This window comes from Kiritimatiellia bacterium, assembly GCA_025054615.1.
Lineage (GTDB): Bacteria > Verrucomicrobiota > Kiritimatiellia > CAIVKH01 > CAIVKH01 > JANWZO01.
Window position 1 is genome coordinate 83,299 of the sequence record JANWZO010000003.1, and the last position, 12,839, is coordinate 96,137.

Here is a 12,839-nt window from a genome sequence, read left to right on the forward strand (position 1 = left end):
GAGCCAGATGTTTACGCATGCGCTGAACGAACATTCCGAGCTGCTTCGGTTTTCGACCTCAGGAAGTGTCGACGACGGCAAAAGCACGCTGATCGGCCGTCTGCTCTACGACACAAAGCTGATTTTTGAGGACACGCTGGAGGCGCTCAAGCGGTCCGCAGACTTGACCGGCGAGGGCACCATCAACCTCGCGAACCTCACCGACGGCCTCCGCGCCGAGCGCGAGCAAGGCATCACGATTGATGTCGCCTACCGTTATTTCGCGACGCCCCGCCGAAAGTTTATCGTCGCCGACACGCCCGGGCACATCCAGTACACGCGCAACATGGTCACTGGCGCGTCGACCGCGAACCTCGCGATTATTCTGGTCGATGCGCGTCTTGGGGTCGTCGAGCAGACACGGCGGCACGCCTACATCGCGTCGATGCTGCGGATCCCGCACCTTGTCGTCTGCGTGAACAAAATGGACCTGGTCGGTTTCTCAGAGGCGACCTTTAATGCGATCCGCGAGGAGTTCATGGATTTCGCCGCGCGGCTGGAGATCCGAGACATCGCCTTCATCCCGATTTCCGCGCTGCTGGGCGACAATGTGGTGGAGCGTTCGGCGAACATGCCCTGGTATTCGGGCCCGCCGCTGTTGAGGCACCTTGAAGAAGTTTACATCGGCACAGACTGGGACCTAACCTCGCCCCGGTTTCCCGTGCAGTATGTCGTGCGGCCGCGCGATGACCGCTGGCATGATTTCCGCGGGCTGGCGGGCCAGATCATGGGCGGCGTGTTCAAAGTCGGCGACCCGGTCAAGGTGTTGCCCAGCGGAAAGGTCTCGCGCATCGCGGGGATCCACACCTATGACGGCCCGCGGGACGAGGCGTTCGCCCCGATGTCCGTCCAGATCCTGCTCGCCGACGACCTCGACGTGAGCCGCGGCGACATGCTCGCACATCCCGACAACCTGCCGTACGTTGCCTCCGACCTGGAGGCCCGAGTCTGCTGGATGCACGAGGAACCGCTGCGCCCGAATCGGAAGTACGCCATTCGCCATACCACGCGATTTACCCGGTGCATTGTGCGCGAAATCCGGTCCCGTTTTGATTTTACCACCCTGCAGGCTCAACGTCCCGCCCCCGAGCTCGGGCTCAATGACGTAGGCCGGATCAGCCTGCGGACAATGTCTCCAATCTGTTTCGACCCCTACGAGCGAAACCGGTACACCGGCAGTTTCATTTTGATCGACGAGGCGACGAATGCGACTGTTGCGGCCGGGATGATCCTCGAGCCGCCCAAATCAATGCCCGCCACCGATGAGGCGGAATACATCATCTAAAATGATCGGCCCCGATCGACAGGCCTGGCTCGAAGAGACGCGGCTCGAATATCCATGAGCGAAGCGGCAGATGCGTTGGACAGCCGCCCGCCCCGGACGCGCTACAAGGCCTTCCCCATCGCGTGGGTGACCACCTGCCGAAAGCTCCTAATCGCTGGTGGAGGTCCGGAAACTCTCACTCGCGTCCGCCACGCCATGGCCTTCGACTGGCGAGAGATCCACGTCTGCGTCCCGGCGCCGGATGACGACCTGCGCGCCCTGGCGCGCGCCGATCTTCGGATCAGTTTGCACGAGCGACATTGCCTAGAGCGGGATGTGGAGTATGCCGACTTCGTGCTGGAGGATTGCGGGGACCCGGTGTTCGCCCATCGAATCGCCAACTGGTGCGAGTGCCACCGTAAGCCCCTTAACGCCTGTGACAAGCCGGATCTGTGCGACGCGTTCTATATGTCCCTGGTTCCGGTGGGTCCCCTGATCGTGGGCATCAGCAGTGGGGGCGACGCTCCGGCAGTCTCCGCTTCGCTCCGGCGATGGCTGTCCGGTCAACTCGGGGAGGGTTGGGCTATGGCGGGCCGGCTGATGAGCGACCTGCGGAGGTCCCTCCCGAGTGGACACCGACGGATCCATGTGCTAAAAAGTATCGCTCGGCACCCATCGTTTATGGAGGCGGTGCTGCGAAACGACGAGGCGCTTTTGCGCGCCCTGATCGAGGATGAACTTCGTCGGTTGCCAGCTCGAGATTGATGCGCCGCATTCGCGGGAGGAGATCGTCAACCGTTTGCAGCGCTGCCCGAATCCGCTGTTGGTGTTAAATACCTGCCAGCGCCTCGAGACGTTCGGGTTCGGGTTTCCCTGCCTGGAAACGGTGCGCCTCACAAAGATCTGGTCCTCGCGCGACGCGTTTGAGCGGCTTGCCCGAATCGCGGCCGGGCTGGAGAGCCGAATTCTCGGCGAGCTGGAAATTATCGGGCAGGTGCGATCCGCTTACCGCATCTTCCGCGAAAACGGCGGCGCCGAGCTTCGGGTGCTCGATCGAATTTTCCAGGATGCAATTGCCCTTGCCCGCGAGGCGCGGCGCGTCAGCGGGATCGACAGCAACATGACCTCGCTGAGCGGACTGGCGGCGCGGACGCTGCTGGACCGTCTCCCGCCGGGCGCGCATGTCGCGGTGGTCGGCGCCGGATCGCTGGCCGGGGCCGTCGCCCGCTACTTGACGAAGCGAGGAAACTGCCCGATCCGTATTGCCAGCCGCTGTCCGCGGAATGCCATCGAGCTTGCCGTGCGCCTCGGCGGGTTCGGGGTGGGGCTCGATGAGATTGCCCATCTGTTTCACGGCGTGAGCGGAATCGTGACGGCCACGGCGGCTCCGCATCCGCTGGTATACCCCCATCACTTGGCGGAGGCGGCGCGTCCGCTAGTGATTGTGGACCTTGGCGCGCCGCCCGATTGCCACCCGGAGGTCGCGGCCCTGCCGGCTGTTACCTACATCGGACTCCAGGAAATCGAGGCTATGGCCCAGGTCAATACGGAGGATCGCCGGCGGCGGGCCGAGGTCGCAGCCCGCATCATTCGGGACGGAGCCCGGGCGTGGACGCCCCGCGTCTGATCGTCATCTCGCGTGGCAGCCGGCTGGCCCGGGTGCAGACGGAGGAGGCGCTTCAAGCCATTCGCCCGCTGCTCGACCCGCGGACACATATTGAACGGGCCACTCTCGACACACCCGGAGACCGCGACCTGCAAACCCCTCTGACCGATCCCCGACTTCCAGACGACTTTTTCACACGTGACCTCGACCGGGCCCTTTTGGAGGGCCGTGCGGACATCGCAGTCCACTCCGCCAAGGACCTGCCGCAGCGGCCGGTCCCCGGGCTCGCAGTGGCAGCGCTGCTGCCCGCCCGGGACATCCGGGAGGCGCTCGTCGTCCGGCACGGCGTGGATCCCGAAAATCCTGCGGTGATCGGCACCAGCAGCCCGCGCCGCGAATCCGAAACGCGCAAACTGTTTCCTCATGCGGTTCTCAAACCGCTTCGGGGCTCGATTGAGCAGCGCCTCCAGCAACTGGATCGCGGTGAGTTTGACGCCGTCATCATGGCCGCATGCGCCCTCGAGCGCCTGGGGCTTTCCGCGCGCATTGCCCGCTTCCTTCCATTTGAACCGGTTCCGCAGCAGGGGCGCCTTGCGATTGTCGTCCGCGAGGACCGAAAGGATCTTCTGAAGCTGTTGCGTGCGGTGGATGTCCGACGCACCGCGGGCTTGGTCGCGATCGTCGGGTGCCCGGCCGCATTCGACCTGATCTCCCACCGCGCGGAGCGGTATTTGGAGCGGGCGGAAGTGATTTTGCATGACCGGCTCGTCCCGGACGAAATTTTGTCGCGATATGCCGGCCGCCTAGTTTTTGTCGGCAAAACCGGAGGCGGCCCGTCCACGCCCCAGTTTGAAATTCACCGGCGGATGCTTCACGAGGCGGAAGCCGGGAAGCTGGTTGTGCGGCTTCATGGCGGAGATCCAGGGATTTATGGCCACCTCGGCGAGGAAATCGAATTTCTGACCAACTGGAATATCCGGTTTGATGTGGTTCCCGCGCCAACGGCTGCCCAGTTGGCGGCGGCCCGCGCGCACGCGCCCCTCACGCACCGCGGGCATAATCCCAGGATCACGCTCGCCACGGCCCGCCCGGGGGACGGATTCGAGGACGCCCCTTTCACCGGTCCGGAGGTCGGGCCGCTGGCCATTTATATGGGCGTTCTTAGCGCTGCCGAGGTAGCGCAAAAACTTCGGGAGGCCGGCTGGCCGGATCAGACCGATGTGCTCGTTGCGGAGCGGATCGGGTACCACGATGAGCGGATTCGGCGACTGGCGTTGTCGGACCTGCCTCAGGAATCCATCGATACGCCGGCGACCTTCCTTGTTGGGCTCCGCGCGTTTCCCCCGCCGCGGTACACGTTGTTTACCGGCACGGACCCTGACCATTTCCTTGAGCACGGGCCGCTCCTCCACTGGCCGATGATCCGGCTTGAGGCACTGTCGCTGGAGGAGCGTGCAGCGCGGCTCACTGAGTCGCTGGCCCGTGTGCGCGGGATTTTGTTTCCCTCGCGCTTCGCGGTTCGCGCCGTGATGGAGGCGCTGCTATCCGCGTCGGACGTGCGCGCGCTGGCCGGTAAGACGCTGCTGGCAGTAGGCCCGTCGACGGCCGCGGACCTGCGGGCCTACGGATTGCGGGCGGACGGCGCGGCCGACCATTACGGCGGGATTCGCAGCCTGCGCGACCGGCTGCCCGCTGAGCCGGGCGGTGTTTACCTCTACCCATGTTCGGATGCAGCCCCACTGCCCGAACGAGAAGAGGCGCTGCGTGAACGGGGCGTTGAACTGCTGCCGGTGATCTTCTACCGTAATGTGCCCGAACCGCCGCGGCCTCTGCCGCGTCTGCCCTTCACGCGTGTGATCTTCACCAGCACCTCGACTGTCCGAGCCTATTTCGAGCGCTACCCCGACGAGAGGCGGGCGCGGCGCGAGTGGCTGGCGGTGGGGCCATCGACCCTTCGGGCGCTGCAAGAGCTCGGACTGGACGCCGAGAGCCTGCCCGCCCCGCGCGGCGCGGATTGACGGGGCTTGGACCAACGGCGTCCACGCCGAACCGAAGCGCGTCCGAGAAACCGCCTTGCGAACCCTTGAACCTCTTTTAGGATCTTCCGCGATGGCCGCCCCTTTCGGGGCGGAGAAAAAGAGTCGATATTCGTACGTCGCGCCGAGGGGACCATGAGCGAACCGAAAGTTTCATTTCCCAGCGGGGAACGCCCCGGAACCTCCGTCAACATGGGATTGGTAGTCCTTCTGGCGATTGGGATGGATTTTGCCGTTCTCGGCGCGATCTACACCCTCGAGGACACATTTCTTCGGGACCTGTTCATGGGGCGGACAGAAATCGATACCTCACGGCTCGTGTTCCAAGGGTTGACGATGTTCATGTTTTGCCTTTCGACGATGACAGTCCTGCTCAAGCGCGTGAAGATTCGGGCCGAATTCCGAGCATTGCGCGACATTCCGCTGCCGGACGACTTGGATATGACCGATCTGCCGCGACTGGTGGGCGTCTACAACGAGATCGCCGAAATTCCAAAATGGGAAAAGCGAATGGTCTACACCCGTGTGATGCGGGTCCTGGCCATGTGGATCAACTCCCGCGACCTCGAGCGCACCAGCCAGTATGCCCGCGAAAACAGTGAAATGGATGTATTCGCTTCGGACGCGTCATTTCGGGCCAATCGTCTCTTCATCTGGGCCATGCCGCTGCTGGGCTTTCTGGGCACGGTCTACGGCGTCAGCTATGGCATTGGTGGCTTTGCGGAATTTCTACGCGGCGATGTATCCGCGGAGGACATCAAATTCCAGGTCGGCCTGATCACGCAGGGTCTCGCGGTGGCGTTTTACACGACCCTGGTGGGATTGTGGACGGCCGGGGCGGCTGCGTTCCCCAGCATGGCAGCCGAGCGCCGCGAGGAGCAGCTTCTCGGCGAGATCGATGCGCTGATCGAAGAGCGGCTGACCTCGCGGATGCCGTCAATCCGCAAAACGGAGTTTCCCGTCGAGGCGATCACTGCCATGCGGGAAGACATCGGCCATATGGCGGAGGCGCTCTCCGCGCCGCTGCGCGACCTCATCGCGTCGATCGAGGATGGCTTCCGACGCCTGCCAAGTCCACAACGGTATGAGGAGGTGTTTGCCCAGGCCATCACCCGGGCAAGCGACATGATCAACGACAAGTACAGCCAGTTCCAGATCCGCTACGAGGTCCGCATCGGCGAGTTGGGCGAACAGCTCGCCGCCCGGCTTCAGGATGTCTCCGAGCGCTTCCGCCTGGGCGCCGAGATGGTCGCAAATCGGCTTGAAGGCCAGGCGCGGGCCATCGAACAGAGTGGAGCGCGTGCGGTCGAACAGCAGGCGGCCGCCGTTCAGAGTTACCTGGCCACGCTCGATCAGGCCAGCGAACGCGAGGCCGCGCGCTGGAAGGAGGTATCCGACGACCTCCGCAGACAGGTGGGCGACGCATCGGAACAGCTTGGCCGAGCGGTGCAGTCGCTGCGGGAGGCGACGTCGCTCGCGGCGAAGGGAGCCGACGAGGCCGCACGCGGACTGGCCGAGCAAATGACGAGGTTGATCGACGTCGGCACGCGCATCGAATCGCTGCTCCAGGCAACCCGGGCTGTCGAAGTTGCCATGGCTGACATCGCGGGAAGCGTGGAATTCCGCGCGGCCCTTGCGGATCTCCGGCGGCACCTGCAGACAACGGACGATCTGATCCGGCGCCTTTCGAAGCCGCGCCAGATCATCCTGACGGAAGCACGAGCCGGGTAAACGCCGCCATGCCGAGGCCGCCCAAACGCGAGGTGAAGATCGAGATGACGCCGTTTCTCGACTCCCTCGTGATCATGATGAGCTTGATCTGTCTGGTTCTGATCACGGTCATGATGCCGATTGTCGAAAACCCCCAGCAGTTCCGCGCACTGACCTTCGACTCGCTATTTTCGACCTATCAGCGAAAAAAGCGCCCCGAGGCCAAGCCCGTCTACATCGACTGCCGACCCGATGGGGCGATGATCATCCCCGGCGGCGAGTGGGTGTCGCTCGATGAGCTTCGGCAGCCCGGAAATCCCATCGAGCGGCTTTTCGCGCGGGTGGCGGGTTCGGACGGTAAGGAATACATCATTCTGATGGCGCGGCCTGGCGCGCTTCCGGTGTATCGGCATCTAAAAAAAGAGATCCTTCGCCGTGACCTCGTCTGTGGCGCCGATGTGCTCGACGCGAATGCCGTGCTCGACTGGCGCCAGGCCCTTAGGGAGTTGAGGATTTTATCAACGGAGTATTGACCGTGGCGAGCCGGCCTCGCAGGGAAAATCCTGAACTCAACGTCACTTCGTTTTGTGACATCATTACAGTGACCATTGTCGCCCTGTTCATGGTCCTCGTAATCGTGATCGACCTTTCGATGCGGACGCCAAAGGTACGGCCAGTTCCGCTCGCCCTGGCGACAACGAATACGCCGGTCTTCATCGAGTGTCGGGCCAACCAGATTTATCCGATCGACCGGAATGAAATTTCGGAAGTCATCCGGACCGCGAGTGTTCAAATCCGGTCGCTGGCACTCAGCGGAGATCCGGAAAAGGTTCAGGAAGCGATGACGATGGATGTCGGCAACAAATTTTACCGGCTCGACAACAGTTTTATGATGATGGGCATCATCGCCCTGATTCCGCGCGCCGGCGTCCCCGGATTTCCCCCGCCGGAGGATTCCGCGGCCGACCATCCCTTCCGCCGCCTGCTGAACTCGCTCAACACCAACGCGCACTACCTGGTCTATCTGGTCCGCGATGATTCTTTTGAAGCCTTCCGCAAGGCCCGCGATTTCGGCGCGCGGCTCGGCTTCCTGACCGGCTGGGAATATATCGCGCGCGATGAACCCCTCACATTCGAGGGCATTTTCAGCCGCGTAAAGGCGGAGTGACCGTGAGCCGATTCGTCATCAGGGGCGGACGCCGCTTGTCCGGTGAACTCGCGCCAGCGGGAAACAAGAATGCCGCGCTGCCGATGCTGACAGCCTGCCTGCTGACCGACGAGCCTGTGACCCTGCGGAACGTGCCGATGATTGCCGACGTCCATGTGATGCTGGAACTATTAGAGCTCGTCGGCGTCGATATCCGCGTCGAGGGCAGGACGGTTGTCCTGTGCGCGAGGCGTGTCCGCCGCACCCGGTTGGACCGCTCGTTGTGCAAGCGGGTTCGCGCGTCCATCCTGTTTGCCGGACCGCTGCTGGCGCGAGCTGGGCGCGCCACCATTCCGCCGCCGGGCGGTGACGTGATTGGGCGGCGGCGCGTGGATACTCACCTTTCCGCCTTGCGCGCCCTGGGCGCAAAGTTCGAGGGCGGCGACAGCCTCCGATTTGTGGCAAGGCGTCTGCGCGGGACGCGTGTGCTGCTCGAGGAGGCGAGTGTCACCGCCACAGAAAATCTGATGATGGCGGCCGCTCTGGCCGAAGGAGAAACGACCGTCCTCAACGCGGCGTGTGAGCCGCACGTGCAGGACCTCGGAATCCTTTTGGCGAAAATGGGGGCGCGCATCGAAGGTCTGGGCACAAATCGATTGCGCATCGAGGGTGTGGAACGGCTGGGAGGCGCCGAGCACGAAATCGGTCCCGACTACATCGAGGCCGGGAGTTACCTGGCCGCTGCCGCCGTAACGGGTGGGGAGTTGACGGTTCGACCTTTCGGCGACACGGATGTTCAGGCTGTGATCGGCCGGGTCTTTTCGCGCCTAGGCATCACCTGGCGAGCCGAAGGCCACGCCGTCCATCAGCCCGCCCAAACCCGCCTCCGCGTAAGGCGGGATTTTGGCGGCGCGGTTCCTAAGGTCGAAGACGGCGTGTGGCCCATGTTCCCATCCGACTTGATGAGCGTGGCGATCGTCCTCGCCACGCAGGCGCGTGGCAGCATTCTTTTCTTCGAAAAGCTCTTCGAGAGCCGGATGTATTTTGTGGATCGGCTCATTGAGATGGGCGCCCGCATTGTCCAGTGTGATCCGCACCGCGTCGTCGTGGAGGGTCCGGCTCGCCTGAACGGAATCCACATGAGTTCGCCGGACATTCGGGCGGGCATGGCGATGCTGATCGCTGCTCTCTGCGCCCGCGGGGAGAGCGTCATCGACAACGCGCAGGTCATTGATCGCGGTTATGAGCGCGCCGACGAACGACTGCGGGAGCTTGGGGCGGACATTGAGCGGGTCGAATAGCGGTCCTGAATCCGACAGACAGCCCCTCTCGCTCTACAATGGATATTTTCACTTGTCTAAGGGAAAAGCAGAAACTCTAATAGAAGTGGGTGGGAACTCTATGAAATGGATTTTCGGTATCCTCCTCGGAGCGAGCTGCTGCTTAGCAGCGAATCTAGCCTATGACGACGCGTCCGACCCGGCGTATAGCGGGGGATGGACGAACGGGGCGAACGGCGGCTATGGATTCGCCCCGTGGGTGATCCCCTATGCGGGCACGAATACGCTCACGTTTGTGCAATCCTCAACGGTCAATGGCGACGGCGATTCGAACGCGGACGGAGATATTGACACGGCCGGCGTGGCGTGGGGACTAGCCTCGGAACTTGGATTGTTCATGGTCGCTTATCGCCCCTTCACGGGCGGGCCCCTTCAGCCGGGCCAATCCCTTAATGTTGCGTTTGATACGGGGTTCGACGACCCCTCGGAAGAAACCGGCCAGGGTATTGGGTTGGGCAACTCCGCGCTCGACGAATATTATTTCGTCTTCTATCGAGCGAGCAATTCGTTGACGTATCTGTTTTCCGACGCTCTCAACGATGGCTCCGATACCGGGATTCCAGTGAGCGATGAAGGGGGCCAATTTACCTTCTCCATGGTTGGGCCCACGAATTACCTGGCGACGGTCACGATGATCGGCGGGGGAACCTACTCTTGGAGCGGATCGCTCAGCAATGCACCGGAATCCTTTTTAGTCGGGCGAACTTTCGGAACCAATTTTTCATCGTCTGCGGAGTCGTACCGCATTTTCATCAATCGTTTGGAAATCGTGCCCGAAGCGCACACGAGCGTGTTGTGCGTTGCGGGGGCTCTTGCCGCCATCATGATGAAACGGCTGACGAGATTTCGAATCGTGACGGGAGGGGTTACCTGCGCGGGGAAGGGTCGGATTCGACAGACGGCTCATTCGTAACCGGGATTTGTGTCCCCGCGACCGTCTCCGACGCCGCGCCGCTTTTGCCCGCCACCCAGAATTCCATTCGCTTGCCGATCATCAGTCTCGTTTGCGCGTCCAGCGCGGGAATGGAACTGAACAGCACGGTGATCACTGGGACCAGGAGCCATTCCAGGGCATGCTGTAGGCGCACCAGAATGGGCCGTTTTGACGGCGGCGGGGGAAGCAACAACTGGCTCAGAACGATCGTTGTCAGCAGCGCAATGCCGGCCAGGTTGAAAATCAGGGCGCTGATTCGCGGCGCCGTGTAATACATCACGGAATGGGAGAATTCGCGACCCGCGGCCACCGCGGGCAGCCAATTGAACACGGTCAGCATGAAGCCCCAGGTCGTCCATGCAAGGTGGGCCTCGAGCATTTTGACAGTGTGCCAGAAGCGGTCGCGCAGCGGGATCGCGGACTTTTTCAAAAAGCCACGGAGAATCATCGGAACGTTTTCGACGCCCCACGCCCATCGGCGCTTCTGTTTATAGAGGCCGTGGAGGGTGCGCGCCCAGCCGGTGTCGGTCACCACGTCCATGGACACCGTGATGAACATGGGCACGACGCGGTAATCGCCGTCGAAGTGCAAATAGGCCTTCCAGTAGATGGCGCTGTCGTCCGAGATCATGTCAACCGGCCAGTAGCCGACCTCATGAAGCGCCTGAAAGCTCATACTGTGGCTTGAGAACGTCACGAGCGTGTCCGGGTTTGTTGCTTCGATGAGTTGGAAAAAGGACGAGCCGACCTCGAGCACTCGCGCGAATCCGGGGACGAGCCAGATGTTGTTGTGATACACGGGAATCGGCTGGAAGCTGGCCCGCGAGCGGTTCGGCTCGATGCAGAAATGATAGGTCAGGCAGGCAAAATAGTGGGGCGGCACGACCGTGTCGGCATCGAAGCAGGACACGGTCGCGCGGTGGAACGGGATGCCCCGCTCCCGAAGAATCGAGGCCGCCCGGCGCGCGGCATAGGTGGCATTTGCGCCTTTCACCCGGGCTTCGCCCGGGATCCCGTCCGGATGAATGACTACATGAAGGTCCGGCAGCACGCCCCGCAAGCGCCTCGCCATCTCCTCGACCTCCTTGCGCACGGATTCGGGCGCGCGCTCTTCCACGGCCAACAGGACGAGGAGTTGGGATGCGCCGATGGACTGGGCCGCAAGACTGCGCAGACCAGGTTCCACGACATCTGCGCCCTCCTTGGCAATCGGAATGATAACGACGTGCCGCACGTCCTCCGGATCGAGCGGACGTTCTCCACGAGCCTGCCAGTAGCGACGTCGCTCATCGAAAAGCCAACGCGACAGGGGATGCTCCGGAGGAGGCGAGCCGGTCCGAAGAGACCGGAGTCGCGCTAGCCAGTCGGCCTGCTGTTCAGCGCGCAGCAGCGCGAACGAAAAGAGCAGAAAGATCGTCGAATGTGTGATCCTGAGAAACCAGTAGAAATTGAATGCGATGACGATCGCCGCCGCGGTCTGCTGGGCGAAGATCGCAAGACCCGCCATGCCGAGCAGGAGCGTCCAGCTCATTGCCCCCGGCAGAATTTCAAAAGCGCGCTGGAGGCGCGCGTCCCGCCTGTCGAGGTTGTGCCGGGAGTAAATGATTTTCATGGGATGTCCTCTCCGCGGACGGGCAGCGGGATCAGCAGGCGCGGGGGGACCAGGTTGAGTTCCCCGAGCCGGCCACTGGGATCGATGGCAAAGATGCGGCCGGACGCCTCATCAAAATGAAAGGCTCCACTTCGGGAAATCTCGCAGACGACTCGCGGGGGCCCCGCTCCGCCTCGATCGAGCGCGAGCAGCCAGAGCGCGCCGCGGGAGGAGAAGAGAACATGGGAATCGTCATGGGCCCACCCTGCGCGTTGGATCGGAGAGGAGTGTTGGTGCAGGATCCGCTCGTTCCACCGGGGGAGCTCCTCGTCCGCGTCTTCGATGCGCTCGACGATGCCGAGACGCCGACCATCGGCAAAGAGCCAGCGAGCCTCGTCCGCATCAGGCGCAAGGGGGCTGTGGCCGCGGCCAAAGAAATTCGGCGGAATCGGTGGCTCGGCAATCGCCTCGCCCCGGCGATTTAGCCGTAACCGGGTGCCATCCGGGGTTTCGATAACGAGACGGCCGCGGTGGGTTCCGATGCGGCGGGCTGGCGGAGCTACGTCGGGATAAATCGCGTTTTCCTCAAGATCGATCCGAAAAACGCGCTCTTTGATCCGCACAAAAAACTCCAATCGGTTTTGTCGATCGAGTGCGACTTCGTCCGGGGGTCCGGGGAGAAGGTTCGTGATTTCGCGTGGCGGGGATGAAGGATCACGCGCGTCGAGCACGAACCACGCCGTGCCCCGACGCAGCAAGAGGTCCCTGCCCTGAGCTGCGGCGTGCAGGTCGTCCCATGGGCCGTCTGCAACGGCTCGCAGGGCGCGCCGTGAAGGCAGCAGGAGAATTCGGTCCAGCACCGTCGCGCGTTCCGGACGCACAAGGGCACGAAACCCCCAGTCCTCATAGCCTGGATGGGACAGTCTGATCTCATAGGCGCCGGGAAGGAGGTCACGGATCGTGGCCGGCGTTGGCCGCGTGTACCGCCTGCCGCCGAGAAAAATCGTCGCGTCTTCCGGAGTGGATGCGAGCGCAATAAGCCCCGTCTTTACGAGTCCCACATCCGAGCCAGGCTTCCAAATGTATCCCAGCGCATACAGGATCGCGACCGGCGTGGCCGCCACGTAGGCGATCACAAACAGCCAGAAGACAATTCGCCGCAGCGGTCTCAT

At 62.8% G+C, this 12,839-nt stretch carries 11 protein-coding genes; 9 read left to right on the forward strand and 2 right to left on the reverse strand.

The genetic code is table 11. The features are described from left to right. Nucleotides 1-7: 7 nt before the first annotated feature. The 9 genes from NZ740_02210 to NZ740_02250 all read left to right on the forward strand — a co-directional run bounded on the left by NZ740_02210 (nt 8) and on the right by NZ740_02250 (nt 10,055). Nucleotides 8-1,324 carry a GTP-binding protein gene (locus tag NZ740_02210; protein ID MCS6770822.1) on the forward strand — a complete coding sequence of 439 codons (1,317 nt, stop codon included), beginning with the start codon at nt 8-10 and terminating at the stop codon, nt 1,322-1,324. A 54-nt stretch (nt 1,325-1,378) separates the two neighbouring features. Next, a complete protein-coding gene (locus NZ740_02215) occupies nt 1,379-2,068 on the forward strand; it encodes a hypothetical protein (protein MCS6770823.1) in 690 nt (229 codons plus the stop codon). Continuing rightward, the gene (locus NZ740_02220) at nt 2,037-2,930 is read left to right on the forward strand and encodes a hypothetical protein (GenBank protein MCS6770824.1); all 894 of its coding nucleotides are present in this window, start codon (nt 2,037-2,039) and stop codon (nt 2,928-2,930) included. The genes NZ740_02215 and NZ740_02220 overlap by 32 nt, the downstream gene beginning before the upstream one ends. Then, entirely contained in the window at nt 2,912-4,927 is a 2,016-nt protein-coding gene (gene hemC / locus NZ740_02225) for a hydroxymethylbilane synthase (protein MCS6770825.1), read from the forward strand. The genes NZ740_02220 and hemC overlap by 19 nt, the downstream gene beginning before the upstream one ends. A gap of 153 nt (nt 4,928-5,080) precedes the next feature. After that, nucleotides 5,081-6,676, forward strand: a complete 1,596-nt coding sequence (locus NZ740_02230; protein MCS6770826.1) for a MotA/TolQ/ExbB proton channel family protein — start codon at nt 5,081-5,083, stop codon at nt 6,674-6,676. Nucleotides 6,677-6,684: 8 nt separating this feature from the next. Next, on the forward strand, nt 6,685-7,188 hold the full coding sequence (locus tag NZ740_02235; protein ID MCS6770827.1) for a hypothetical protein: 504 nt from the start codon (nt 6,685-6,687) through the stop codon (nt 7,186-7,188). A 2-nt stretch (nt 7,189-7,190) separates the two neighbouring features. Next, a complete protein-coding gene (locus NZ740_02240) occupies nt 7,191-7,823 on the forward strand; it encodes a hypothetical protein (GenBank protein MCS6770828.1) in 633 nt (210 codons plus the stop codon). After that, complete coding sequence (gene murA, locus NZ740_02245; GenBank protein MCS6770829.1) at nt 7,820-9,103, forward strand: UDP-N-acetylglucosamine 1-carboxyvinyltransferase; 1,284 nt, start codon at nt 7,820-7,822, stop codon at nt 9,101-9,103. The genes NZ740_02240 and murA overlap by 4 nt, the downstream gene beginning before the upstream one ends. Nucleotides 9,104-9,203: 100 nt before the next feature. Further along, nucleotides 9,204-10,055, forward strand: a complete 852-nt coding sequence (locus NZ740_02250; GenBank protein ID MCS6770830.1) for a hypothetical protein — start codon at nt 9,204-9,206, stop codon at nt 10,053-10,055. On the opposite strand, the gene NZ740_02255 is transcribed toward NZ740_02250, so the two are convergent. Together NZ740_02255 and NZ740_02260 are read right to left on the reverse strand one after the other, a co-directional pair. Then, entirely contained in the window at nt 10,009-11,688 is a 1,680-nt protein-coding gene (locus tag NZ740_02255; GenBank protein ID MCS6770831.1) for a glycosyltransferase family 2 protein, read from the reverse strand. The genes NZ740_02250 and NZ740_02255 overlap by 47 nt on opposite strands. Further along, a complete protein-coding gene (locus tag NZ740_02260) occupies nt 11,685-12,839 on the reverse strand; it encodes a PEGA domain-containing protein (GenBank protein MCS6770832.1) in 1,155 nt (384 codons plus the stop codon). Before NZ740_02260 ends, NZ740_02255 begins: the two co-directional genes overlap by 4 nt.

Coding starts and splice junctions, on each gene's coding strand:
- NZ740_02235 (MCS6770827.1), top strand. CDS start 6,685: ATGCCGAGGCCGCCCAAACGCGAGGTGAAGATCGAGATGACGCCGTTT.
- NZ740_02220 (MCS6770824.1), top strand. CDS start 2,037: ATGAACTTCGTCGGTTGCCAGCTCGAGATTGATGCGCCGCATTCGCGG.
- NZ740_02215 (MCS6770823.1), top strand. CDS start 1,379: ATGAGCGAAGCGGCAGATGCGTTGGACAGCCGCCCGCCCCGGACGCGC.
- NZ740_02210 (MCS6770822.1), top strand. CDS start 8: ATGTTTACGCATGCGCTGAACGAACATTCCGAGCTGCTTCGGTTTTCG.
- NZ740_02250 (MCS6770830.1), top strand. CDS start 9,204: ATGAAATGGATTTTCGGTATCCTCCTCGGAGCGAGCTGCTGCTTAGCA.
- NZ740_02230 (MCS6770826.1), top strand. CDS start 5,081: ATGAGCGAACCGAAAGTTTCATTTCCCAGCGGGGAACGCCCCGGAACC.
- NZ740_02260 (MCS6770832.1), bottom strand. CDS start 12,839: ATGAGACCGCTGCGGCGAATTGTCTTCTGGCTGTTTGTGATCGCCTAC.
- NZ740_02255 (MCS6770831.1), bottom strand. CDS start 11,688: ATGAAAATCATTTACTCCCGGCACAACCTCGACAGGCGGGACGCGCGC.